The 24,783-nt window shown below is 39.8% G+C and carries 29 protein-coding genes and 2 tRNA genes; 17 read left to right on the top strand and 14 right to left on the bottom strand.

Annotated elements, in window-relative coordinates; translation table 11 throughout:
* Positions 1–19: 19 nt before the first annotated feature.
* The 6 genes from proQ to AN390_RS07915 all read right to left on the bottom strand — a co-directional run bounded on the left by proQ (position 20) and on the right by AN390_RS07915 (position 2,853).
* Entirely contained in the window at positions 20–658 is a 639-nt protein-coding gene (proQ, locus tag AN390_RS07890; RefSeq protein WP_004586712.1) for an RNA chaperone ProQ, read from the bottom strand.
* A 15-nt stretch (positions 659–673) separates the two neighbouring features.
* Positions 674–952, bottom strand: coding sequence for a hypothetical protein (locus AN390_RS07895; RefSeq protein ID WP_004586713.1), 279 nt, complete (start codon positions 950–952; stop codon positions 674–676).
* Positions 952–1,410, bottom strand: coding sequence for a GAF domain-containing protein (locus tag AN390_RS07900; protein ID WP_004586714.1), 459 nt, complete (start codon positions 1,408–1,410; stop codon positions 952–954). The genes AN390_RS07895 and AN390_RS07900 overlap by 1 nt, the downstream gene beginning before the upstream one ends.
* A gap of 128 nt (positions 1,411–1,538) precedes the next feature.
* Positions 1,539–1,919: a hypothetical protein gene (locus tag AN390_RS07905; RefSeq protein WP_004586715.1), complete on the bottom strand. Its 381-nt coding sequence runs from the start codon at positions 1,917–1,919 to the stop codon at positions 1,539–1,541.
* A 721-nt stretch (positions 1,920–2,640) separates the two neighbouring features.
* Positions 2,641–2,731: transfer RNA gene (locus AN390_RS07910), tRNA-Ser, on the bottom strand.
* 52 nt (positions 2,732–2,783) lie between these two features.
* Positions 2,784–2,853, bottom strand: a tRNA-OTHER gene (locus tag AN390_RS07915).
* A 251-nt stretch (positions 2,854–3,104) separates the two neighbouring features.
* Between AN390_RS07915 and AN390_RS07920 the strand changes: the two genes are divergently transcribed.
* Genes AN390_RS07920 through AN390_RS07950 form a run of 7 tightly spaced genes read left to right on the top strand, consistent with a single transcriptional unit; the run spans position 3,105 to position 6,250 of the window.
* Entirely contained in the window at positions 3,105–3,770 is a 666-nt protein-coding gene (locus AN390_RS07920; protein ID WP_004586716.1) for a Bax inhibitor-1/YccA family protein, read from the top strand.
* Positions 3,771–3,825: 55 nt separating this feature from the next.
* Positions 3,826–4,179, top strand: a complete 354-nt coding sequence (tusD, locus tag AN390_RS07925; RefSeq protein ID WP_004586717.1) for a sulfurtransferase complex subunit TusD — start codon at positions 3,826–3,828, stop codon at positions 4,177–4,179.
* Positions 4,176–4,532, top strand: coding sequence for a sulfurtransferase complex subunit TusC (gene tusC, locus AN390_RS07930; protein ID WP_055253730.1), 357 nt, complete (start codon positions 4,176–4,178; stop codon positions 4,530–4,532). Before tusD ends, tusC begins: the two co-directional genes overlap by 4 nt.
* Entirely contained in the window at positions 4,529–4,795 is a 267-nt protein-coding gene (locus AN390_RS07935; protein ID WP_055253732.1) for a DsrH/TusB family sulfur metabolism protein, read from the top strand. The genes tusC and AN390_RS07935 overlap by 4 nt, the downstream gene beginning before the upstream one ends.
* A 3-nt stretch (positions 4,796–4,798) precedes the next feature.
* Entirely contained in the window at positions 4,799–5,128 is a 330-nt protein-coding gene (locus tag AN390_RS07940) for a TusE/DsrC/DsvC family sulfur relay protein (protein ID WP_004586720.1), read from the top strand.
* Positions 5,128–5,814, top strand: coding sequence for a pseudouridine synthase (locus AN390_RS07945; RefSeq protein ID WP_055253734.1), 687 nt, complete (start codon positions 5,128–5,130; stop codon positions 5,812–5,814). The genes AN390_RS07940 and AN390_RS07945 overlap by 1 nt, the downstream gene beginning before the upstream one ends.
* A complete protein-coding gene (locus AN390_RS07950) occupies positions 5,807–6,250 on the top strand; it encodes an NUDIX domain-containing protein (protein ID WP_055253736.1) in 444 nt (147 codons plus the stop codon). The genes AN390_RS07945 and AN390_RS07950 overlap by 8 nt, the downstream gene beginning before the upstream one ends.
* Before the next feature lie 54 nt (positions 6,251–6,304).
* Here AN390_RS07950 and AN390_RS07955 read toward each other — a convergent pair whose 3' ends face one another.
* Complete coding sequence (locus AN390_RS07955) at positions 6,305–7,573, bottom strand: sensor domain-containing diguanylate cyclase (RefSeq protein WP_055253737.1); 1,269 nt, start codon at positions 7,571–7,573, stop codon at positions 6,305–6,307.
* Between the two features lie 339 nt (positions 7,574–7,912).
* On the opposite strand from AN390_RS07955, the gene mnmA reads away from it, so the two are divergent.
* From mnmA to AN390_RS07980, 5 genes are all read left to right on the top strand, one after another.
* Positions 7,913–9,013, top strand: coding sequence for a tRNA 2-thiouridine(34) synthase MnmA (mnmA, locus tag AN390_RS07960; protein WP_055253739.1), 1,101 nt, complete (start codon positions 7,913–7,915; stop codon positions 9,011–9,013).
* Positions 9,013–9,615, top strand: coding sequence for a high frequency lysogenization protein HflD (hflD, locus tag AN390_RS07965; RefSeq protein ID WP_055253741.1), 603 nt, complete (start codon positions 9,013–9,015; stop codon positions 9,613–9,615). Before mnmA ends, hflD begins: the two co-directional genes overlap by 1 nt.
* A 32-nt stretch (positions 9,616–9,647) precedes the next feature.
* The gene (gene purB, locus AN390_RS07970) at positions 9,648–11,018 is read left to right on the top strand and encodes an adenylosuccinate lyase (RefSeq protein WP_024033516.1); all 1,371 of its coding nucleotides are present in this window, start codon (positions 9,648–9,650) and stop codon (positions 11,016–11,018) included.
* 77 nt (positions 11,019–11,095) lie between these two features.
* Positions 11,096–12,241, top strand: coding sequence for a cupin domain-containing protein (locus tag AN390_RS07975; RefSeq protein WP_055253743.1), 1,146 nt, complete (start codon positions 11,096–11,098; stop codon positions 12,239–12,241).
* A gap of 9 nt (positions 12,242–12,250) precedes the next feature.
* Positions 12,251–12,709, top strand: a complete 459-nt coding sequence (locus AN390_RS07980) for a GNAT family N-acetyltransferase (RefSeq protein WP_055253747.1) — start codon at positions 12,251–12,253, stop codon at positions 12,707–12,709.
* A 46-nt stretch (positions 12,710–12,755) separates the two neighbouring features.
* Here AN390_RS07980 and AN390_RS07985 read toward each other — a convergent pair whose 3' ends face one another.
* Both AN390_RS07985 and AN390_RS07990 read right to left on the bottom strand, forming a co-directional pair.
* Positions 12,756–13,202, bottom strand: a complete 447-nt coding sequence (locus tag AN390_RS07985) for a DUF4826 family protein (protein WP_029772653.1) — start codon at positions 13,200–13,202, stop codon at positions 12,756–12,758.
* Between the two features lie 143 nt (positions 13,203–13,345).
* The gene (locus tag AN390_RS07990; RefSeq protein WP_055253749.1) at positions 13,346–14,749 is read right to left on the bottom strand and encodes a M28 family peptidase; all 1,404 of its coding nucleotides are present in this window, start codon (positions 14,747–14,749) and stop codon (positions 13,346–13,348) included.
* Between the two features lie 228 nt (positions 14,750–14,977).
* On the opposite strand from AN390_RS07990, the gene AN390_RS07995 reads away from it, so the two are divergent.
* On the top strand, positions 14,978–15,775 hold the full coding sequence (locus AN390_RS07995; RefSeq protein WP_055253751.1) for a hypothetical protein: 798 nt from the start codon (positions 14,978–14,980) through the stop codon (positions 15,773–15,775).
* A 1-nt stretch (position 15,776) separates the two neighbouring features.
* Here the strand turns inward: AN390_RS07995 and AN390_RS08000 are convergent, their stop codons facing one another.
* Positions 15,777–16,181, bottom strand: a complete 405-nt coding sequence (locus AN390_RS08000; RefSeq protein WP_055253754.1) for a GFA family protein — start codon at positions 16,179–16,181, stop codon at positions 15,777–15,779.
* Positions 16,182–16,385: 204 nt separating this feature from the next.
* Between AN390_RS08000 and AN390_RS08005 the strand changes: the two genes are divergently transcribed.
* Entirely contained in the window at positions 16,386–17,225 is an 840-nt protein-coding gene (locus tag AN390_RS08005) for a hypothetical protein (protein WP_055253756.1), read from the top strand.
* Positions 17,226–17,316: 91 nt separating this feature from the next.
* Positions 17,317–19,164, top strand: a complete 1,848-nt coding sequence (locus AN390_RS08010) for an ABC transporter ATP-binding protein (RefSeq protein ID WP_055253758.1) — start codon at positions 17,317–17,319, stop codon at positions 19,162–19,164.
* A 77-nt stretch (positions 19,165–19,241) separates the two neighbouring features.
* On the opposite strand, the gene AN390_RS08015 is transcribed toward AN390_RS08010, so the two are convergent.
* Together AN390_RS08015 and AN390_RS08020 are read right to left on the bottom strand one after the other, a co-directional pair.
* Positions 19,242–19,661 (bottom strand): MAPEG family protein, encoded by a 420-nt coding sequence (locus AN390_RS08015; RefSeq protein ID WP_029772660.1) that lies wholly within the window; start codon positions 19,659–19,661, stop codon positions 19,242–19,244.
* Positions 19,662–19,805: 144 nt separating this feature from the next.
* The gene (locus tag AN390_RS08020) at positions 19,806–20,900 is read right to left on the bottom strand and encodes an endonuclease/exonuclease/phosphatase family protein (RefSeq protein WP_055253760.1); all 1,095 of its coding nucleotides are present in this window, start codon (positions 20,898–20,900) and stop codon (positions 19,806–19,808) included.
* 239 nt (positions 20,901–21,139) lie between these two features.
* Here AN390_RS08020 and AN390_RS08025 point away from each other — a divergent pair, with 239 nt between their 5' ends.
* On the top strand, positions 21,140–22,402 hold the full coding sequence (locus tag AN390_RS08025; RefSeq protein ID WP_055253823.1) for a valine--pyruvate transaminase: 1,263 nt from the start codon (positions 21,140–21,142) through the stop codon (positions 22,400–22,402).
* An 83-nt stretch (positions 22,403–22,485) separates the two neighbouring features.
* Here the strand turns inward: AN390_RS08025 and AN390_RS08030 are convergent, their stop codons facing one another.
* Positions 22,486–22,941: a hypothetical protein gene (locus tag AN390_RS08030; RefSeq protein WP_055253762.1), complete on the bottom strand. Its 456-nt coding sequence runs from the start codon at positions 22,939–22,941 to the stop codon at positions 22,486–22,488.
* On the opposite strand from AN390_RS08030, the gene AN390_RS08035 reads away from it, so the two are divergent.
* Positions 22,926–24,113 carry a PQQ-dependent sugar dehydrogenase gene (locus tag AN390_RS08035; protein ID WP_055253763.1) on the top strand — a complete coding sequence of 396 codons (1,188 nt, stop codon included), beginning with the start codon at positions 22,926–22,928 and terminating at the stop codon, positions 24,111–24,113. The two genes, AN390_RS08030 and AN390_RS08035, sit on opposite strands and share 16 nt — an antisense overlap.
* Positions 24,114–24,171: 58 nt before the next feature.
* Here AN390_RS08035 and AN390_RS08040 read toward each other — a convergent pair whose 3' ends face one another.
* Positions 24,172–24,600 carry a retropepsin-like aspartic protease gene (locus AN390_RS08040; protein ID WP_055253765.1) on the bottom strand — a complete coding sequence of 143 codons (429 nt, stop codon included), beginning with the start codon at positions 24,598–24,600 and terminating at the stop codon, positions 24,172–24,174.
* Positions 24,601–24,783: the final 183 nt, after the last annotated feature.

A 24,783-nucleotide genomic window follows, 5' to 3' on the forward strand; every position in this document is an offset into this window, starting at 1 on the left:
TCCTTAATTTATTTACAACTTAAATAATGTATAAGCTGTCAGCTTTGGTTTTAACTTGCATGCCTGTTACTAATTCAACATGAACTTCGTCTTTGTTTACTTCAGTAATTACCGCATTTACAAGTGCTTGGCCAAGTTTAACCTTAACCTTGTTATTAACCTTGACCTCACTTGCAGGTAAAGGTTCAACTTTTCCTGAACGTTTAGCAGGGGCTGCTTTAGCTGGTTTGTTAGCTTGTGCATTGTTTTTGCTAGCGTGGGCTGGTTTTTTCTTGAAAGATTTAGAATCTGAATCTTGCCGTGGACGCTGTTGTTTTTTGCGTTTTGCCATTTTAGCACGGCTTTCTTCTAGTGCTTTTTGAGCGTGGTCAATGTGCTCTTGCTCAACTTTTTCACCTTGATTGCCATCAAGATCAATACGAAACTCTGACTTAGTCACAGCTTCTAAATAACGCCAGTTAGACGTGTATTTTCTAAGCGCTTGACGTACTTGAGTCTTACTTACTTTTTCAGACCCTTCGATACGCTCGGCAATATCTTTAAAAATACCGACTTTAAGCGGTTTAATACCGTCTTTTTGTTTAAAACATTGTGGAAATTCTTGATAAAGAAATTCCAGCACTTCATTAATATCTTTTAGCTTGTTTGTGGTTTCCATTTTAGAACCTATTTTTCACATCTTTTCATCAAGGGACGAGTCAACGTAGTGTATTACCCAGTCGATTAACTCTTCGAAGTCGGCTTCAAGTACAGCCAAATCACCTCGAAGGTGTTCCCAAATACCATTTATTATTTCATCGATTGATTCACAATCTAAATCATCTGGAAGTTTATCCCAGGCTATGTGAATCAAATCATTGAGCGTTTCCGCTACATGTTCTTCTTCCCCTTCCCAATCGCCTACATCTTGTACTGCGAATAGGTAGTCTTGAACATTTAGCAAGTCTTTCATTATAAGCTTGCCTCTAAGCATTTAACTAATGCTTCAAGACCTGCTTGGTCATCAGTATCAAATCGACCAATAGTTGGGCTATCGATATCAAGAACAGCAACTATTTTATCATTTTTCATGATAGGTACAACAATCTCAGAGTTAGACGCTGCATCACAGGCTATATGGCCATCAAACGCATGCACATCTTCAATTAGTTGAGTTTCTAACGTTGCTGCAGCCGTACCACACACCCCTTTACCAACAGGGATACGAATACACGCTGGATTACCTTGAAAAGGCCCAAGCACTAATTCACTTGGCGAATCCATAAAGTAAAAGCCCGCCCAATTTACATCTTCTAATGAGGTAAATAATAGCGCACTTACGTTAGCCATATTAGCAATGACATTAGATTCACCAGCAATTAGTGATTCAGTTTGCTTAACTAATGACTGGTAAAAATCGTGCTTTTGCATACCAAACTACTTCTTATTAAACAGACAGTAGCTAAAGGTACTCTTTGTCGTGAAAAATTGAAACCTTTTACAGGCAAAAAAACAGAAATAGCGCCGTTTTTCAGCACGCTTGATTAATATTTCTGCAATTATTTTTTTGATGTTTTACGCAGGCCAAATAAAAATAGTCCTGCGGCAAAAGCGGCCATTACACTATTAATTAAAAATATCTCGCCTGTTGTAGCACTGAGTAAATAACTAAATATTGCGCCACCGAGCAGCCCAAGAGTCAGTACACCTGAATAATTCACTTTTGCATACTTAAACATAAGCAAATAACCCGGTACGACAAAAGCGGCCATAGTCAGTCCAACAATATGTGCGTTCGCGATTGCACTCATCAGTAGTTGTAAGAAAATGGTAGCCGCATCGCCATTCATAGTGAGCCCATAATAAAGGCCAAGTAAACTACCAACAATCACAGGGGATAATAAAGAAAGCGCGACACTTTTGGCTAGTTGATGTTTCATATAAGTTCCTAAATACACACTACAAACATTATCTTAAGCATGCACCAAGTTCTTAAGGTTAGAAACAGAGACTATGGTCGTAATTTATGATGGGAAAACAAGCACTCTTTAAACTGCTGTAACTAGGCATTTTAATTTTATAAAAATATACCTTAGCGTTTATAGCAAAGGTATTTAACCCCCTTTGAAAGGTGTGATAATTTGAAGATTTAATTTATGTTGGGCTGTTTAGTGAATGGTTTAATAAATGGTTTTGCTAACAAAAAACAAACACGCATTGTGCTGCCAGCCCACACTTACTTTGCGCTGCTTAGTCGCCTATAAGACTAAGTTCACTACCTTATAGGCGCTATCGTCAATAAAACCTAACCTTTAGATTGCAATATTAAATACGTCGTAGGTATACAGCACAGCAAAGCTGCAAAAGTGATGATGTATCGTTAATTGTGCCAAAAGGTTGGAATACAAATAAAACAAACAACGTTATCAATGAGAATCATTGCACGATAAACAATAAGTTTTCTTGAAGGTAAATTAGCCTTGAGCCACAACATACTATTTTAATTACCAATTTTAAAATCTAAAAAATAAAAGTAGTACATCGATATGTTAATAGCGGTTAATAGCAAACCGAAATGGGCAAATAAGCGAGGAAGCCTAAGGTGGCCTGATAATAAAGCGTAAAAACAAAAAAGCCCGCTAAAAGCGGGCTTTAATATAATGGTGGAGAGATAGGGATTTGAACCCTAGATGGGCTACAAACCCATGCCGGTTTTCAAGACCGGTGCATTCGACCACTCTGCCATCTCTCCGAAAGTGCTATAAATTACAAGTAAGAGTGTACTCATAATTATTGTAATAAGGTGGTGGAGAGATAGGGATTTGAACCCTAGATAGGCTACAAACCTATGTTCGACCACTCTGCCATCTCTCCGCACGGCCTGCATAATAGGGAAACCCATTGGCTTTGTGAAGCTTTTTTTTAAAATAATTGTTTAAGTGCTTAAAAAACAATTAATTTGTTTAAAGATGAAACAAATAATTTCTTTTTGATGCTTTAATGAACTTTAATTAAAAAATAACACTCTATTGATCTACAAAGGTTTGCCCAAACATATAAGAGTTGGTAATCTAATTTTAGTTAAATTATCGAAACAAACATGTTTCACTTAAAGGAGCTCTACAATGGCATTTAATCATTCGTACAATACCGCTAAACCGGTAATGTCGACCATTGAAACAAACAAGGTACTTAAAAACACCTATTTCTTACTGGCCATGACATTAGCATTTAGTGCTGTTACGGCGGGTATTTCAATGGCATTACAATTACCTTACTTTATGGGAATTGTGTTCACACTGGTTTCGTTTGGTTTATTATTTGTTGTAAACAAAAAAGCAGACTCAGCCTCAGGCGTGTTTTGGGTGTTTGCTTTTACAGGCTGTATGGGCGCAGGCCTTGGCCCACTACTTAACTATTATGCAGCTATGCCTAATGGCCCTATGCTTATTATGCAGGCGCTTGGTTCTACTGCATTAATATTTTTTGGTCTATCGGCTTATGCATTAAACACTAAAAAAGACTTCTCATTTATGGGTGGTTTTTTAACAGTAGGCTTACTAGTGGTTATTGTTGCAAGCATAGTTAACATCTTCATTGGCAGCTCGCTAATGTTTATGGTGCTTAACGCTGCTGTTGTGTTAATTATGTCTGGCTTAATCTTATTTGATACAAGCCGTATTATTAATGGCGGCGAAACTAACTACATTCGCGCGACGGTCGCTCTATACTTAAACGTATATAACCTATTTACCTCTTTACTGCACCTTCTTGGCGCAAGTGATGACTAATTAAATAGTTCTGTTAAAATAGCCCCTTTATTGGGGCTTTTTTATTGGAATTGTTTTGGCGCGATTTGTTCTTTCTTTACATACTCCTCCTTCAGATCATGACTCAACGCAACGTATTATAAAGTTTGCGAATGCATGTTTAGCACAAGGCCACACCATAGATGCGATATTTTTGTATCAAAATGGGATTTATCACGCATCAGCTCACTTTGAGCTAGCCTCTGACGAACTGCAAATTCCTACGCAATGGCAACAACTTGCAGATAAAAACGTTAACTTAATGCTATGTATTACCGCAGCAGAAAAACGCGGCTTAAACACAAGCCAAACAGGTGTTTTTACTGTAGCCGGGCTTGCAGAATTTGCCATGCTAGCGAGTGATGCAGATAAATGGATACAGTTTAAATGAAAAACGTTTTAGTAATGAGCCAATCCAGCCCCTTTGATGAGCTTAATACCCGCGATGCCCTAGACATGGCACTAATATTTGCCGCAGTTGATCAAAATATTAGCTGGCTATTTAGCGGCCCTGCAGTGCTTGCTTTAAAACATAATCAATCAACACAGCAACTTGGTGTAAAAGATTTTTTTAAAAACATCAAAACGCTTGAAATCTATGAAGTAGAAAACATATATGTATGTGAAAAATCGTTACTCGATTATAACTTAAGCAAATCTCAATTAATTATTGATTCAACCAGCCTCAATTACACTGAGCAACAGCAGCTGATCGGCCAGCAAGACTTTGTGGTGAACCTATGAGTACATTACATATTTTTTCAAAGCCACTGGCTTATTACGACTCTACTCAGCTTGAAAACTTAATTAAAGGCACCGATAAAGTACTCCTTGTTGGTGATGCCTGTTATGCCGCTAAGCAGTATTTTCAATTAAACGATTCGCTATTGTTGCTTTTAGAGGATGCGCAGGCACGCGCAGTTAAACTAAGCCCAGCCCAAACACTTATTAATTACGATGAGTTTGTTGCCCTTACTCTATCTACTAACCAATCTATTACCTGGTAATCCATGCTTGAATTTAATAATCAACAAATCGACACTGATAAACAAGGCTACTTGCTAGATTACACCTTGTGGACAAAAGAGTTAGCCCCCATTATCGCCGAGCAAGAAAACATTATCTTGAGTGAACAACACTGGGAAGTGATTAATTTTGTGCGCAATTTTTACTTAGAATATAACACCAGCCCAGCAATAAGAATGCTTGTTAAAGCTATGGCTAAAGCGCTTGGCGAGGACAAAGGCAATAGTATTTATTTGTATAAATTATTTCCCAAGGGGCCTGCAAAACAAGCCACAAAAATTGCCGGCTTACCCAAGCCCGCTAGGTGTATTTAATGGCGAACAAACCAATGCATAATCGCGCAAGTAAAAGTACCACTAAACGCACTACGGGTAGAACTTACTCACGCAGCGCGCTCACTAAAAAAAGCACAACTTCGCGTGAAATTAAACCCGCTATAGCGCCTAAAGATAGAAAAATTGTTTTATTTAACAAGCCTTACGATGTGCTTTGCCAATTTACAGACGATGCCAATAGAAAAACCTTGGCTGAATTTATTCCCATTAAAGATGTATACGCTGCAGGCAGACTCGACCGAGACAGTGAAGGCTTGTTACTTTTAACAAACTGCGGAAAGCTTCAAAATACCCTTACCGCACCGAATAAAAAAACCAATAAAACCTATTGGGTGCAAGTTGAAGGCGAGCCTAGTGAAGAGGCCATTAATGCCCTGTGTAAAGGTGTTGAACTAAAAGATGGGATGACCTTACCCGCAAACGTAAAAATTATTGACGAGCCAAAACTTTGGCCTCGCGTACCGCCGGTAAGAGAGCGAAAGTCGATTCCTACAACGTGGTTAAGTATTACAATTAATGAAGGGCGTAATAGGCAAGTTCGCCGTATGACCGCCCACGTTGGGCACCCTACATTAAGGCTTATTCGCTACAGTATTGGCAATTACACGCTAGATGGCATAAACAGCGCACAGTACAGTGTTATAAAAGGTAAGGTAAATGCATAAACCCCATGTAACGGTGGCTGCTGTAGTAAAAAAAGGAGAGCGTTTTTTACTGGTAAAAGAGCGAGATAAATTTACTTCTAATATTTGTTATAACCAACCTGCTGGCCATTTAGAAGTAAACGAAACACTGGCTCAAGCAGCCAGCAGAGAGCTTTTTGAAGAAACAGGTTTGTCCCTAACGCCCACGGGCTTAATCGGTGTTTATAACTTACATGCGGCTAATGGGGTGCATTACTTACGCTTTTGTTTTATGTTTGATGGCACTCAAGTCACCACTGAGCCCTGCCCAAAAGATGCAGATATAATTAGTGCCAACTGGCACAGTTTAGAAGACATAAAAGCACTGCCTCTAAGAAGCCATTTAGTTTTAAAATGTATTGAAGACAGCCTAAACCGCCCTATTCAACACGTAGACTTTATTTACGAGGATAATTAAACATCTACGCTTTATATAATTCTCAAAGCTATATAAATAGTCCAAGGCTATAAATTAACTTAATGCTAAACAATTTCGTCCTTGCCTTTTTGAATAATAAAGTGCGCTGTCGGCGGCCTTAATAAACTCTTTTTGATCGCAACTATCCTCCTTATTAATTGCGTGAATACCCATGCTAAGGGTTAAGTAGCCGGTAAAGCTGTCTTCATGAGGGATGTGCAGCTCTTCAATTGCCTTTTGAATATGCTCAGCAATAAATAAGGCCCCTTGTTTATCGGTTTGAGGCAGCAATACAACAAATTCTTCTCCGCCATAACGCGCCACAAAGTCCTCGGTGCGGCTTACCGTACACGCTATTGCTTGCGCCACGTTATACAAACATAAATCACCTTCAACATGCCCGTAGCGGTCGTTAAAGAGTTTAAAGTGATCAATATCGATTAATATAATCGCCAAATCGTCACCACACTCAACGGCTTTTTCAAACTCTTTACTTAGCTTTTCATCAAAACGACGTCTATTTGCTATTTGTGTTAGCGAATCTAAAAATGCCATGTCGCGTAAAATATTTTGATCTTCTAAACGCTTGGTCGCATCATTAAATACAGCAATATATTCATCACCCAAATTGATTCCAGATACTTCCATGGTAATTGTATTACCGTTTTTACAAGTAACATGGTAATCATGCGCGGGGATGTCTTGCCCTGTTTCATTGCCAATTTCTAACGCCGATTGCCACGTTTTTTTCACGGACTCTCGATAGTGAGGATCTGAGTATGCATTAACCCACCACTGCTCTAAGTTAGGTAAGTCATCAACGGTATAACCAAATACATCTATAAAGCGCTGATTAACTCTAATAATATCACCGGTTTTAGCACACACATTAGAGATAGGCATAGGCAAAATAGTAAATAAATGGGCGTAGTGGCTCATCTCGTGGCGCTTCATAGGATGATGCATTTTTTTAGAAAGGAAACTGTATGGCGCATCTTCTTTTTCATTAGAAAGCGAATTATCCATACTTAATGCAAAATACCATTCATCCCACCAGCGTTTCATAATCTCAAACAAGGCAGTTTCTGACTCGTCAACTAATTCAAAAGAACTTGAGACAGCATTGAAAATCTCATCAATAGGACTGTTTTGCTTGGCATCTGAGGGTAAAGTGTGCTCAAAAACTTCATGAAAAAGCGTATACGTATCACGTTTTAAGTCGCTTGTAGGCATTATGAGCAACTCATTTAGTTCATCGCGTGAGTTTGCAGCATAATATTGTATTAACGTTGAAAGCTTTTTTACCTGGAAGGCGTAATTCATATATTCATTCCGTTGAAAATATTTTTATAATAAAAAGTGAGTCTAATAAGCTAAATCTTACTGGCAGCTGAATTTACAAGCAAGAACAAGGTAATAAAAGCATTATTATCATTTAATAGAGTAAGAATGGCACCGAAAAATCTTTTTACAATGACTTATTTAAATTTTTCATCATTTTTTATGTTAAATGCGATTCAGTCTTATTTGCTATTTATTATATGAATAAAATAACTACAAAATCGTGTGTTTGCGCCACTCCTCCCTTTAAGCAAAAACAAAATGCGTGCTATAATCGCGGCCTTTCCAAGTTAACAGCAATCTGTATAAGCGAAATTATTCATGAGCGAAAATAGTCACATTAAAGTCATCGTTGGTATGTCCGGCGGTGTTGATTCTTCTGTATCTGCATATTTATTACAACAACAGGGCTACCAAGTAGAAGGCCTGTTTATGAAAAACTGGGAAGAAGACGACAATGACGAATACTGTGCAGCCGCTGAAGATTTAAAAGATGCACAAGCAGTGTGTGACAAATTAGGCATCGAGCTTCATACCGTTAACTTTGCAGCCGAATACTGGGATAACGTTTTTGAGTACTTTTTAGAAGAGTACAAAGCGGGCCGTACGCCAAACCCAGATATTATGTGTAACAAAGAAATTAAATTTAAAGCTTTTTTAGAATTTGCAGCACAAGCACTTGGCGCCGATTATATTGCAACAGGCCATTATGTTCGTCGTGAACTACGAGACGACAAATACGTTATGTGCCGAGGCTTAGACGATAACAAAGATCAAAGCTATTTCTTATATACCTTAAGCCATGAACACATAGGCCAAACGCTTTTCCCAGTAGGCGATATAGCTAAACCAGACGTACGCCGTATTGCAGAAGAGCAAGACTTAATCACCCACGATAAAAAAGACAGCACCGGTATTTGTTTTATTGGGGAGCGTAAATTTAAAGACTTTTTACAAAAGTTTTTACCTGCTCAACCTGGTGTGATTGAAGATACTGACGGCAACAACGTAGGTGAGCACGAAGGGCTTATGTATCATACACTTGGCCAGCGTAAAGGCTTGTTAATTGGTGGCATGAAAGAAGGCTCTGGCGAGCCATGGTACGTTGTAGATAAAGACGTTGAGCGCAATGTGCTCGTTGTCGGACAAGGTAAAGACCACCCTCAGCTCTACAGTAATGGCTTAAACGCCAATCAATTACATTGGGTAGACCGTGTTGGTCCTCAAGGTACAACGCGCTGCACCGTTAAAACCCGTTACCGCCAAGAAGATATTAATTGTACTCTTCTCGTTGGGGAAGATGGTATGGCACGTGTATTGTTTGATGAACCACAAAAAGCCGTTACACCAGGTCAATCAGCTGTTTTTTATGCCGATGATGTGTGTTTAGGTGGCGGTATTATAGATTCGGTGATTAAGTAATGAATCAACACCAAGTCATGGCGCTTGCCGCCATGTGCCAAGTGGCTAAACAAGTACAAAAAATTGCGCAATACGGCAGCGCAAACGATTCAGACTTAGACGTGCTATTTACAAGTATTGTACAAACATCACCCGCATCGCCGGTTGATGTTTATCAAGGTACGCATAACTTGCGCGACGGCTATAAAACATTAATGGCGCAGCTTACTGCTGGCGCTCAAAAAGATGTTGAAATAGTTAAGTACGTAGGTGGTTTAATGCAGCTTGAACGTATTTTAAATAACCAGCCAAAAAGCTTAGCTGAACTTGGCCGTCGTATCGACGACATTCATCGTCGCTTAGATCACTTTGCCATAACCGATGACACCGTAGTTGCCGGTTTAGCAGATATATACTCGTCGGTGCTGAGCCCCCTTGGGCACCGAATTCAGGTTTATGGTAAACCCGAGTTATTAAAACAGCAGCAAACGCAAAATAAAATTCGTGCCCTTTTATTAGCAGGAATTCGCAGTGCTGTATTATGGCGACAAATGGGCGGTAAACGCCGTCACTTTTTCTTTGCAAAAAGAAAAATTCTCGCTACTGCAAAAACAAACATTTAATTATCGTTCAAAACTAAAATTTAGGAGTTATTATGGAGCTTTCAGCGTTAACCGCTATCTCTCCAGTGGATGGTCGCTACGGCAGCAAAACCACTGAACTACGCAGTATTTTCAGCGAATTTGGCTTAATCAAATACCGCGTAACCGTTGAAGTGCGTTGGTTGCAAGCCTTAGCTGCAGCAAGCGATATTAAAGAAGTACCTGCATTTAGCGAACAAGCCAATGCACTTTTAAATGCCATTGTTGATAACTTCAGCGAAGCAGACGCACAGCGTGTTAAAGACATTGAACGCACCACTAACCACGATGTTAAAGCGGTAGAATATTTACTAAAAGAAAAAGTAGCCGATAACAGCGAAATTAACGCTATTAACGAGTTCATCCATTTTGCCTGTACATCAGAAGATATTAATAACCTATCTCATGGTTTAATGCTAAGCGAAGCTCGTGATAATGTGCTCCTTCCATACTGCGACCAACTACTTAACGCTATAAAAGAAAAAGCCATTGAGTACAAAGCAGTACCTATGATGACGCGTACCCACGGCCAACCAGCTACGCCTTCAACAATGGGTAAAGAGTTTGCTAACGTATACATGCGTTTAAAACGCCAACGCGACCAAATCGCACAGGTAGAAATGCTAGGTAAAATTAACGGTGCTGTAGGTAACTACAATGCTCATCTGAGTGCTTACCCAGATTACGATTGGCATACCCACGCAAGCAACTTTGTAACTAGCCTTGGTTTAACCTTTAACCCGTTCACTACACAAATAGAGCCGCATGACTACATTGCCGAGCTATTTGATGCTATTGCTCGCTTTAACACTATTTTACTTGATTTTGATCGTGACGTTTGGGGTTACATTGCCCTTAACCACTTTAAGCAAAAAACCATTGCTGGCGAAATCGGTTCTTCAACAATGCCGCATAAAGTAAACCCTATCGACTTTGAAAACTCAGAAGGTAACCTAGGTTTAGCAAATGCTATATTTGCTCACCTTGCACAAAAACTGCCTGTTTCTCGTTGGCAGCGTGACCTTACCGACTCAACCGTTTTACGTAACTTAGGTGTGGGTATGGGCTACACGCTTATTGCGTATCAATCTACACTTAAAGGCGTAAGCAAGCTTGAAGTAAATGAGCAACGTTTACTTGATGAGCTTGATCAAAACTGGGAATTACTTGCTGAGCCAATTCAAACGGTTATGCGTAAATACGGTATTGAAAAACCATACGAAAAACTTAAAGATTTAACGCGTGGTAAACGTGTAAATCAAGAGATTATGGCCGACTTTATCGATGGTTTAGACCTGCCAGAGCACGCTAAAGTAGAAATGAAAAAACTAACACCAGCCAACTACATTGGCCGCGCTGTTGAGTTTATTGACGATTTAGTTTAAATACTAAATTGCGCATATAAAAAGCGAAAGGATAATCCCTTTCGCTTTTTTTGTACTAAAAATTATAGGCCAACTCTATGTACCAATTAAAAATAAACAACCTCTGTGAGCAAGAATTTTTAAACCAATACTGGCAAAAAAAACCGCTATTAATTAAACAAGGCTTTACAGCCTTTCAAGACCCAATAGAGGCAGAAGAGCTTGCCGGTCTTGCTATGGAAGAAAGTATAGAGTCGCGAATTGTTACCAACCACAATAACGATTGGCAAGCATACCAAGGCCCATTTGAAGACTTTGAAAAATTAACTGAGCAACACGCTACTTTATTGGTACAAGCGGTTGATCATTGGCATAGCGATGCAGCACAACTGCTTCAACCATTTAGGTTTATACCTAACTGGCGAATAGATGATTTAATGATCAGCTACTCAACCCCTAAAGGTGGCGTTGGTCCGCACCTAGATCAGTACGATGTATTTATTATTCAAGGCCAGGGTAAGCGTCATTGGCGTGTTGGCCTGCCTGATCCAACACTTAAACAATTTGCGCAAAATAAAAAACTACTACAAGTTGAGCAATTTGAAGCCGTTATAGATTGTATTTTAGAGCCCGGCGATATTTTATATATACCACCTGGGTGCCCTCACGAAGGTTATGCAATAGAAAACGCCCTTAACTACTCGGTTGGATTTAGAGCACCTAATCAACAAGACTTATTTTCTAGTTTTGCCGATCATGTTATTGATACCGACAGCGGCCAAAAACGCTATACCGATCACACTTTAGCCCTTAGGGACTCTAAAGGTGAGCTTTTACAGAGCGAAACCGATAAAGTTAAAACCCTTATGCAAGCGCTACTTAATAACGATGAGCTATTTAAGCATTGGCTTGGTAATACCTTAAGCCAAGCCAAGCACGAAATGGACTTAGCACCGCTTGAAGAGCCTATAACCTGCGAGCAAATGAGTGATTTTATAGCAAACAATGCAGAAGAATTTGAGCGTTTAGGCGGCGTACGTGCTATCTATCAGCAGCTAGAAGACACCCTATTATTAAGTATTAATGGCGAAAACTACCCGTTACCACTTTGCGACTTAAATGCCGTTAAACTATTAACAGATCATGATTATGTTAATACCGATGATTTAAACACAGCGCAGCCCAGCCTAGTTTTTATTCAAACCTTTACTACACTAGTTAATGAGGGGTTGTGGTTTAATTAGAGGTGCGCTATGGGCTATCAAATTAATAAGGTCGAGTGGGATAGGCAAAAAGACCAGCTACAACAAATACGTGAAAAAGTATTTGTGTATGAGTTACACATACCCAAACGAATAGAATTTGATAGCCAAGACAAACTAGCACACCATGTGCTAGTTACTCACAACAGTAACGCCCCCGTAGCCACAGGTAGGCTGTGTACAGATGGTTTAATAGGCCGAATAGCCGTTTTACCCGCACACCGTAATCGCCAGGTTTATACTTCATTACTTACTTTTATTGTTAATCTTGCCGCTAACGATGGGCACCAAGTTATTAGTATTAATTGTATTTTAAACGAAGTTGAACGCTTTAAACGAAACGGCTTTATACAACAAGGCGGTGTTTTTATGGAAGCAGGTATACCTAGGCAGCGAATGCAATGCCAAGTGTCTGAGTTTGTCACTAAACCATTTACATTAGTACATTAAAAAAGGGCCATTAATAGCCCTTTTTTACGTTTATACAAGCGATACCTTATTTTGGTTCATTAGCCCAAAGTTGCTCGTTTTCATGCATTTCGTATAAGCCGTGAGCACGGTTTATAAGTAAGTTAGCAAAGTCGACCTGGGTTTTATCACGCGCGCCAACACTCATTATTTGATCTGCTTTTAACTGCCATTGTAATGAAAAATAACGCATAGCATCGCGCGCATCTTTTGCTGCACTTACTTCTGCATGATCAGTGGGTAAGCGCCCTGTTATTACCCAGTAACTCTTGCCGTTTTGCGCTTTAAATTTCCACATAGCACACAATGGCGCTAAAAAGCGGCTATCTTTGTCTATTACTGATTTAGGCATAATGCCTTTTTCTGCTAAGTATTTTTGGGCGTTTTGAAAACACTCGCGTTGCCAAGCAACCCGTTGTTGCTCTATTTGTGCTTGCTCTTGCGCTGTTAATGGTTTTTTTTCTTCTTGCTGCATTTTATTAACCTTTACTGCTTTTTTTTCTACACTCTAAGTGCATAACAAATAAGGTGCAAGCATAAAACACCTGCTTTGCACCTTAAATACACCATTTGATTTGTTTTTAATCACAATTGCACTTAAGCAATAATAAATCGCTGTTATTTTATATTGTGATCAAACGAGCCTACATCACCTGGGAACACCACTGGCGATTCAATCCCGTCTTTGCTTATCGCTGCAACACCAAAATAGTAATTATCTATAACAACGTTTTTAAGTGTAGCTTTACTTACATTGCCCACATCTTGACTAAATTGCCATTGTGGCTCACTGGTATAGCGCCAATAAATACGATAACCGGCTATATTATCATCATCTGAACTTTGCCACGACAGCGTAGTATCGGCCTTAACTGCGCCTTCAATTTTTACCTGCTTAGGGGGAGCTGGCGCCCAAGCCATTGAAGCCATTGTTACTGCGTTCAGTGATGTAAGCTTTGCTGTGTAGTCAAAATCAACGCCATCTATGGTATCGCCATAAACCACCCCATTTTCTGTACGTAAATCTTGATGTTGTCGGTCGTAATGCTCATTAGTTTCCATAATTCTGACTGCTGCAAAACCTGCATCGTTAAACGGTCTATGGTGCCCGCCCCGGCCAAATCTATCTAACCTGTAAACTAACATCGTATCTAAATTTGGAATATACCTATCGGCAATTGTATCTATATAGCGCGCTAAATTACGGCTCGCCGAATCGACTTCGCCACCTGTAAAACGGCGCGTTCTTGCTTGTTGTTTCGTTTCTACTACACGCGTGCCTTCTGAGAAAATACGCGCCGTTGTATTGTCGGTAACGCCATTAATACCGGTAATATTGCCAATCATGTCGTTATTTAAAACGCCATGTACTTGCCAATTGTGCTCTTGTGCATACGCTGTGAGTATTTTACCGCCAAATAAACCCTGCTCTTCGCCAGACAACGCTGCATATACAACTGAGCCATTAAATTTATGCTTGCTTAGTACACGTGCAGCTTCAATAACCCCTGCCACGCCTGAAGCGTTATCATTAGCACCCGGTGAATCACTGGTAAAGTCCATTACATCGCTCACCCGCGAATCAATATCGCCCGACATAATAACCATTCGGTTTGGCTCAGTACTACCACGCTGAATGGCCACTATATTTACCACTTCAACAGGATTAGGAATTCGTTTTTCACCTGATATAGTGTCTTTAACTTCAATAACTTCTAGGCAACCACCACATTGCGCTGATATTTTTTCAAACTCTTTTTTGATCCAACGCCGTGCAGCACCTATGCCCCGTGTATCTGACTTAATTTCAGAAAGCGTATGGCGGGTACCAAAATCCACCAGCGTTTGTATGTCGCTCCCAATACGCTTAGCTGATACCTGCGCTGCAATATCATGTAGCTTTTGTTGTTCTTCATATTTTATGCTGGCATGAGCGTGTGCTGATAATCCTGCCGTACAAGCAAAGGCTAACGTACTCAATTTAATAAGTTTAGTTGTAATAGAAAAAGGGGTTTTGCGCATTATAAGCTCCTTATTTTTTACCTTACCATTACTCAACAACCTATTTAGTGCAACTATTTTGAGTTAAAGCTTTATACAAGTAAGCTCAACTGTAAAATTTAGCCACACATAAGTACTCCCCTCTTTTAAGTAACCAAGCGTATTACAAACCTTGTTACATAAATACGCTATATACATAGCGTGTTTTCGTGGCAAACTAATGGGGTGTTTTATTTGTATTTGTAACCTATGCGCCAGCTTAAAGCCGACACTGTCTCTGCTAATTTAATTGCCACTAGTAACAACCAATATGGGCCTATTTGTGTTTATCAAAATACGGCCTATCGCTGGTTAACACTTGCCCAAAATGCACAAAGCGATATCACTATTCAAGGGGTGATGAGCCTTAATAAGAATGAGCAATTACTGATTGCGGTTAATCAATGTATGCTGTTATTTTTACTTAAAACAGCTGAGCCACTACGGGTTTTAAATTTAGGCTTAGGTACTGCGGGCATTGAGCGAGCCATTCATTATTTACATAACAAAACGGCTTATATAAATAACTTAGCTGTGTTTGACAGTGTAGAAATAAACCCCGCGATGATAAGCGTTGCTAAGCACCATTTTAACTTGCCCGCTAATCATACAGTGCACTTACAAAATGCAGAGCTGTTTGTTGCAACGTGCACGCGCACATACAATGTCATTACAATTGATATTTTTAGTGGCGATGTACATCAAGACTTTTTATCTAACAGCGTATTTTGGCAAAACATACGTTGCTGCAGCGGGCTAAATGCGCAAATTATTATAAATTTAAACCCTAAAACAGGAAAAGAGCTCCAAGCTTTACTCGTCCTGTTTAGGCAACATTTTAGCTGTATTGCCCTTATAGAGTTTAACGAATACAAAAATATTGTCGTGATGCTTTCTCAGCAAAGCTTAGTGCACATTAATAAAGAAGAAATAGCCCATTCGCCATTATTTAAAACGTGGGCGCCCACCCTTCACAGCGACATAAACAGCATTTATCACATAGAGTAATTTAGCGACCTGGTTCGTGTTTTTCATAGCACGGCAAATGTGTTTCCAATTGCTCCCAATTGGCTTTAGAGGTAACAAAATTATGCGATATTACCTGTTCAGTAATATCGTCATCTATCAACCCTAGGCGTATTCGCAAGCGAGATTTATCCTCTGCATTAGCACTGTAAATAGGTGAGCCACATGTTTTACAAAAAAAGCGCGCACGCCCAGGTTTGAAATTAAATTCAGTTAAATTATCTTCACCTTTGGTAAGTGTAAATTCGTGAGTGTTTACAAAACCATTCGTGGCAAAAGCAGTTCCGCTGTTTTTTCTGCATAGTGAGCAGTGACAATGAATAATTTGAGAAATAGCCCCTTTAATTTCAACACTTACCGCTTTACATAAGCACGTTCCAGTATACATATAATCCCTTTTATTATTTTTAATTGCGTGTTGTTAGGTATTTTACGCGTTTAAAATATAAACGTCAGTAGAATAGATAAAACACAATATTGGTTGACTAATTTACATCAAATTGGTTATATAAATTTTAAGTTTGAAAAATTAAAAGTCATATATTGGTTTACCAATTTATATACTTATACTTACATTAGTAAAAGAGGGATTATGCGCGTTAAATACAGCTTACTGTTAGTGGCCTGCTCAGGATTATTAGCCTGTAGCCAAAACAATCAAAATGCCCCCTCTGCAAAATGGCTATTAGTAGATAACTTTGAACAGCCGCTAAAAGGCTGGACAAAGGTTGACACAGACAATCAAACTCAACCTTATGTCGCTAACCCACAAGTAACTAAAATAGAAGCTGAAGACACAGCCAAAGGGATTAACCATTTTTTAATTAAAAAGCCTGCCGAAAATGGTATTGTCGGCAATCGCAAGGCCCTCAGCTATAAAAAGCTTCCAAAAACAGTGCCCGTTGGCGAAACCTACACTTTTTTTACCCGTATTAACGTCGCCTCTTTTCCAAATAACCATGCTTTTGGATTAAGTAACTTAGAGCCAGAGCAAATAAACGTTCATGGCTACGACGCCTTTGAAGCCACTTTACGAGTCACCGATAAAACCGAATCAAATGGGTTAGTTAATACCGGGGCGCTAATGGTCAAAACTGATAAGGGCTATAGTAATATCCAAAACTATGCACAAGCGCAATCGGCTAAACCACTTGATACAAACAGTTGGTACAACATTTGGTACGTTGTTAATAATGCATCGGTAAAAATGCAAGGCCAGCAATATAATGTATATGTACAAGGCGGCGAATTTAAAAACCAAACCTTAGTGTATAAAAATGCCACCTTTAGAATGAAACGCGAACGCCCACTTAGCTATTTTTTAGCTAACTGTAATACGGGCCCACATAAAAAGCCCTACGGAAATGGCGGTTTACGCTATGACGACATTTACATGATTAAAGGCGTAAACCTCACAAACCCTATTCGATAAAAGTAGCAGTGTAAATTAGTCGCTAAAAATCTACAGCGCGCCACTTAAATGGTATGATCCTTTTCTATTATTTGTCATTTAAGTTTATAAAATGTATCGATTATTCGAAAAAATGACCAACGCATTTCCTGAGCAAAAGCCAATGCAGCCGCCCTCTACCTTATTTGCGTTTTGTCGTCATTACACTAAAGGTATGGAGCTGTCGTTAGTTTTAATGTCTGTTAGTGCTGCCCTGCTTGCCATTTTAGAAGTATCGTTATTTAGCTATATGGGCCAACTGGTTGATTGGTTGGGCACCTACACACCGCAAACCCTATTTCAAGAGCAAAAAGCCGAACTTATAAAAATGGCGATAGTGCTTTTAGTGATATTGCCTATAGTGGTGTTTTTTCACTCGGCTATTTTGCACCAAGCATTACTGGGTAATTACCCTATGTCGATTCGTTGGTCGGCGCATAGATACTTACTACGCCAAAGTGTTAGCTTTTATCAAAACGAGTTTGCAGGGCGTATTGCCACAAAAGTAATGCAAACATCACTGGCCGTACGAGAAGCCGTAATGAAACTGCTCGATGTACTAATGTATATTGTGGTTTATTTTGGCGCTATGGTGTTTTTAGTTGCAGAAGCTGACTGGCGTTTAATGCTACCGCTTTTAGTGTGGGTAATTATTTATGCCGCTATTCAAATGTACTTTGTGCCAAAACTTAAAAAAATTGCCAGCTCGCAGGCCGATGCGCGCTCTGAAATGACCGGCCGTATAGTTGACAGCTATACAAATATATCGACCATTAAGCTTTTTTCTTACACACAACGTGAAGAGCAATACGCTAAACAAAGTATGGATGTATTTTTACAGCCTGTTTATAAGCAAATGCGCTTAGTAACCAGCCTTAACTTTGCCATTAATAGCCTAAATTACTTATTAGTATTTAGTGTGGCCGCACTATCCCTTTATTTATGGTCGTTAAGTGCAATTAGCGCAGGCGCCATTGCTGTTGCGGTTAGTTTATCGCTTAGATTAAATGGCATGGCGCAGTGGATCATGTGGGAAATAAGCAGCTTGTTTGAAAACATTGGTACCGCAACCGATGGCATGAAAACCTTATCTACGCCCATTAAAGTAGATGACAAACCCGATGCAAAAACGCTTGCCGTTTCTAAGGGCGATATAGCGTTTTCAAATGTTCACTTTAACTACGGCAAAGCCGCTAACGAAACCAATCGCGGACCGGTAATGAACGGCCTAAACCTACATATCAAACCCGGTGAAAAAATTGGCTTAGTGGGTCGCTCTGGCGCTGGTAAATCAACATTAGTTAATTTACTCCTGCGCTTTTACGATACCGATTCGGGGACGATTAAAATTGATGGCCAAAACATTACCGATGTAAGCCAAGAAAGCCTTCGCCGCTATATAGCCATGGTTACGCAAGACACTTCCCTGCTTCACCGCTCTGTAAAAGATAATATTTTATACGGCCGGCCCGATGCCTCAGAAGCCGAAATGCTCAGCGCTGCCAAGCAAGCTAAAGCACTCGAGTTTATAAGCGATTTAGAAGATAGCAAAGGCAATAAAGGGTTTGATGCTCAAGTAGGCGAGCGCGGTGTAACCCTCTCTGGTGGGCAACGCCAGCGTATCGCTATAGCGCGGGTATTACTGAAAAATGCACCTATTTTAATACTCGATGAAGCCACCAGCGCGCTCGACTCAGAAGTAGAAGCCGCAATACAAGCAAGCCTAGATGATTTAATGACAGGTAAAACTGTAATTGCCATTGCTCACAGGCTATCGACCATTGCACAAATGGACAGACTTATTGTACTTGATGAAGGACGCGTTGTAGAGCAAGGCAGCCACGAAGCGCTCATTGCACTAAATGGTATTTATGCTGGCCTTTGGGCGCATCAAACCGGTGGGTTTATTGGTGTAGATTAAACTAAAAAGCAAAAGGGCTAATTACAGCCCTTTCGCTTTTTTATACTAACGGTTTAATAGCCTTTAACCGCATGATATTAAGCCATTAATCTTAAACCAATTAAAATTAGCATGACAATATTGGCTATAAAACTGATTAAAAAGAAGTACGTGCGTGGGCTTGGGTTTTTCTCTGTGGCTATAACGTAATACAGCGCCATATGAATTAATCGCGCTATTACATACACCCAAACGCACATGGCAAATATAGGGCTTTGGTAATTTATAACAAATGCAAACAACACAGTACCAATAAACAACGCGCTGTTTTCTAGTGTGTTATGAAAAGTACGGTGGGCTCTAAATATAAAACTGTCGTGCGATAAATCATCGCTAATTTTACCCGGTACAGCATTAGGTTGTTTAGCTTTGCTAAAGGTAGCTACCGACCACTGTACCACTAACATTATTAAATAAACGTAAAACGCCATATAGGCAGAAAGCGCAACTTCAGTCATTTTTATGTCCTTAAAATTGTTTTAACTCAGTAGTTACAACAAGTTTTAAGCCTAAAATAAGTTCATTATAATTAATGACTTGTAATTTATAAGTTCAATAATAATGTAAAAGCTGCAAAGCTATTTATAAATGTTACCCACTTATTAACTCCTTAACGTTAGGGTAATTGATACCACTGCGTGATCGGTTGTTAAATCGTCTCGTTCGTATTCTGGGTTTATTAAATGCCTGTCGTATGTATGATAATCACTCACTTCATAAAAGCTATCATCGTAACTTGGGTCAAATTCACACGAGAGTAAAATATAATCAAGTACCGTACTACTCGTTCCATAGTAATGGGTAGGGCTGCGATTTAATAACGGCGCCGAGGGGCCATTACTTTGTTGAGCATCTGCATGGCTGCCAGCGTTTTGCTGTGTGTTGTGCGCCGTAAATTGGCTCATTTTTAGTGTTTTAAATAACTGCCATGCGTCATTTAAGCAATATTTAGCAAGGTATGTTTTAACATCAAACGCTGGGGCAAATCGCAATGTATTCGTTAGTAAATGGCTCAACACGCCATCGGCTAGGTCGTTATTAAAATCGCCCATTAACACCATAGGCTGTTGTGTAGCTTCGCGTCGGGCAATCATTTCTATCATTAGTAAAGTGGCTTCACTTCCGCGCTGAATGGTTGAGCCCCACGAGCCGGCCACATTTGCTTTGAGAGTGTCTATTATGTTTTTTTCGCTTGAGAGCGGCTCGGTTTTGGCTGAGCTAGTAGTACTTTCATCACTTTCAATCATGGCTCGTTTTGACTTAAAATGCACTACATAACAGTCGGTATTACCTACATGGGGTAATTTAATGGTGGCTCTTAACACCTTACGGCTAAACGTAAAATTACTATTAAGGCCAAGCATTTCAACAAGCTCGGTATTGTGCTTAACCGCAGCCACATCAACAATCTCAAATTTAGACGCTATTGCCACGACCGGGCGTTTAAAAATAAAATCATCAATCACCTCTGGTGTATCAACCACAGCAAAATATGTATAGCCTTTCTGCGCCATTAACGCCTTTAGCGATTCAATACTAAATACTTCTTGAAAACCTACTACATCAGGCGCGTACTCATTTAAATAATCTACAATCCAACGCTGTTTGCGCGCCCATTGCTCTGCGGTATAAATTTTTTCAAAATCGTAATACGCATTAGGCGGCTCAAGGTAGTTAAATAAATTAAACGTGGCTATTTTAAATTGCGTGTCTTTGACTACAGGCGCGTTTAAATCAGCGGCAGGTTCAGTCTCAAGCGTAATGTGATGTAAAGTCGATTCAAAATTACTGATAACAATAGCCTAGCGAATAAAAGTGCGTTAATTATACCCTAAAGGGTTTAAAGTTCTAAACCGTGAATTATTCTCAACATGCAAATAAAGCCCTTTATTTACGCTATACTGCCCTCCTCGTTATTAGCGCACACATAGGTATTATGAACTACTCAAATTTTGGTACTAAATTTACACAACCCAACGGAATAACGCAGCTTATGGAAGATTTAGGCAGCGCTAACGCAAGCAATAATCCAAATATTGTTATGCTAGGTGGCGGTAACCCTGCACACGTACCACAGGTTAATGCTGTATTTTTAGATGAATTACAAAAGCTAGTAGCCAGTAATAAAGTATCGCAAGTATTTGGTTTGTACGACGGGCCAACTGGCAATGACGAATTTAGAGCGGCTCTTGCTAAACAGCTCAATAGCGAGTTTGACTGGGGCTTAACACCACAAAACATAGCACTGGGTAACGGCAGCCAAGCTAACTTTTTTGTATTGTTTAATATGCTTGCGGGCAAAATGAGCGATGGCACTAATAAGCGTATATTGTTTCCGCTTGCGCCTGAATACGTAGGTTACGCCGACCAAGGTTTATCTGATGATATGTTTGTGGCAATAAAGCCCGACATCGAAATTTTAAATACACCCAGTGGCTCTAAGCAGTTTAAATATGTCATTGATTTTGACGCGGTAGAAAACGTATTAGCCAACGATACCAGTATTAGTGCACTGTGCGTATCGCGCCCTACCAACCCAACTGGTAATGTCATTACCGATGAGGAAGTACGCCACCTAGATGCCCTTGCACACAAGTACAATATTCCCCTAATTATTGATAACGCCTACGGCGACCCTTTCCCGGGCTGTATTTACACCGATGCAAACCTTACGTGGAACTCAAACATTATATTGTGTATGTCGCTTTCAAAATTGGGCTTGCCAGGCCTGCGCACTGGTATTGTGGTTGCCAATAACGAAATAATTAAAGCCATTGGCCGTGTTAACGGCTCTATGGTGTTATCGCCTAACGCTATTGGCCCAAGCTTAGTAACCCGCTTAATTAACGAAGGCGAATTACTGCCTTTGTGTAAAAATACGGTATTGCCTTTTTATAAAAATAAAGCAGAGATAGCCATAAACCTGTTTGATGAAATTTTTGCAGACTTACCTGTCTATTTACATAAACTCGAAGGCGCGTTTTTTATGTGGCTATGGTTTAAAGACTCAAAAATAACCAGCGAAATGCTTTATCAAAAACTAAAAGAGCAAGATGTATATATAATTCCTGGGCATAACTTTTTTATTGGCATTGAAGATAGCTGGGAGCACAAACACCAGTGCGTACGCATTAACTACGCTAACGATGAAGCTACTCTCAGAAAAGGCTTAGAGGCTATTAAGGCGCTTATTATGTAGCGCTTATTGTGTAGCGCTTTAATTAACGTTTTACATCGTATTTTAACGTGGTGGTTAACGCTTAGCATTAGCCACTGATTTTTTTATTTAATGTACTGTTTAGGGGCTAACGCCTTGGTTAACAAGGCAAACAACAAGCCACCAAAAGCACCTGCTAGTAATTGCAAATAAAATCCCCATCCACGTGCGCCCGCTATAATATGAATATTCATAATCGACTCAATGGCCACTAACACCACGGCAAAAGCAGTGATACCCGATGCCACAAATAACACCATGCTGTATTTTTCAAACTTTTTAACAAGTAACACAACAGCAAAAAAAGCGATAGCTAAAGCAATGGCAATAATAGCGCCATAGGTAGGTAATAGCCCTAACCAATCATCTAGCGTTAAATTAATACGGTCGCTTAAGCTGAGCATCACGCCCACATCAACTAATTGATTGACAACGTATTGGCTATGAAACAAGCTAGCAAGCGTAAAGGTAAATAACCAAGAAACTAAAAATATAGGGAGTAAACGTGTTAAAAATGGCATGGTTATCTCAACTTAAAATAAAGCTTTTTTCTTACAGTAGCAAAGGCTTGCAATGTAAACAACGACTCTCTCAATTAGCGCTATGGCTGTTTGTAGGGCTTTTTGCGTCTACCGCCAGTGCAGCTACATTACCTAAAGAGCAGTACAGTACCCACACAGTTGCTACAAAATTAAATTCGCCGTGGAGCATGGTTAAACTGCCAAACGGGTCATGGCTAATTACAGAGCGCGACGGCCACGTTGTTATTGTAAAAAACAATCAGCAAACTAGAGTAAATTTAAACCTTGAAGGTTTATACGTTGCAGGCCAAGGCGGCTTACTCGATATAGTGCTCTCGCCTAATTTTAACACCAGCAAAGAAGTTATATTTACCTACGCACAAGGCACAGCTGAGGCTAATCGCCTAGTAATTGCAAAAGCTACCTTTAATGGCATCGGCTTTTCAACGCCTGTTATTATTTACACAGTACCGACTGATAAAAATACCCCACAACACTACGCTGGCCGCGCCCTCTTTTTACCCGACAACACTCTACTGTTTTCAACTGGTGATGGCTTTGATTTTAGAGAGCAAGCACAAGTTGTAACCAGCCAACTCGGCAAACTATTACGCATAAACCTAGATGGCACTATTCCAAAAGATAACCCATTTATTAATCACAAAAACCCCAATGCACACGCTGTTTACTCGCTCGGTCACCGAAACCCACAGGGCTTAGTGTATGATTACGATACCGAGCAAATTATTAGCCACGAGCACGGCCCCGCAGGCGGCGATGAGCTAAATTACTTATCGCCAGCTACCAACTACGGCTGGCCGGTGATCACCTACGGTGACGATTACTCGCAAGCGCGCATATCTCCTTTTAGAGATTACCCCGGCATGCAAAAGCCAAGCGTAGATTGGACGCCATCAATTGCCCCGTCAGGCATGGCGTATTACGGCTCTAAACACGCCGCATTCCCTTCACTTGCACAACATGTGCTCATCACGACGCTTGTAGATAAAAAGCTCTACAGCGTTAATCTGGCTAATGGCGAATTCACCCAGTCACACATATTTCCAGAAGCAACAGGCCGATTAAGGGATGTGTATGTCACCACTGAGGGTAATGTAGCGATATTAATGGATGGGAAATATGCTGAGCTGATGTTGGTAAAGCCAGAGTAGTTCACAAAGGGGATTAGAGGCGCTTCGCTATAATAGCGGCTTAAGGGGGCCGCTTTAATCACTCACAATCAGACAATGGTTCACTAATTGTCAGTGTATTAGTACCAAAATCTAATATAGCTTGGTATTTTCTAAAAAATGGAGAGCCTAATAACCCATGTATTGTATCGCCACCACCAGCGGCCTGAACAGGGTCTAGGTTGAGTGATACAAACTCTGTACTTTCATACAATTGGCCTGCCAATTCAAATTTTAAAACGTCTATTAAGCCCATTTCGTGTTTGGCTGTACCTAAACCTGCGGCATTTTCCTCGCTTAGTTCTTCTTGTATTCCAAGCTTGTTAATACATGCTCTATCTAAAACAGATGCACCCGCCGCTGTATCTAAAATTAAATTTACTTTATGTCCGTTTATTTTAGCTTGTATTATTTGATGACCTGTTTCTGTTACATCAAATTTCAAACTTGTGGTTTTGACTAATTCCATGAATGTTCCTTATTCTATATTTAGGTTGATTAATAGACACTATATTACAAACACTTATGAAAACAACCCACCTTATAAATAAGTAAACAAGTGGCGTTTCACTAACGCCTATATCGTAATTAAATATGCTGCAAATAACTCCCCCCAAACGCACAAAACTTATGTTAACAAAGCAAAATTAAT

Origin of the sequence: Pseudoalteromonas sp. P1-11 (assembly GCF_001399995.1) — a bacterium.
Lineage (GTDB): Bacteria > Pseudomonadota > Gammaproteobacteria > Enterobacterales > Alteromonadaceae > Pseudoalteromonas > Pseudoalteromonas atlantica.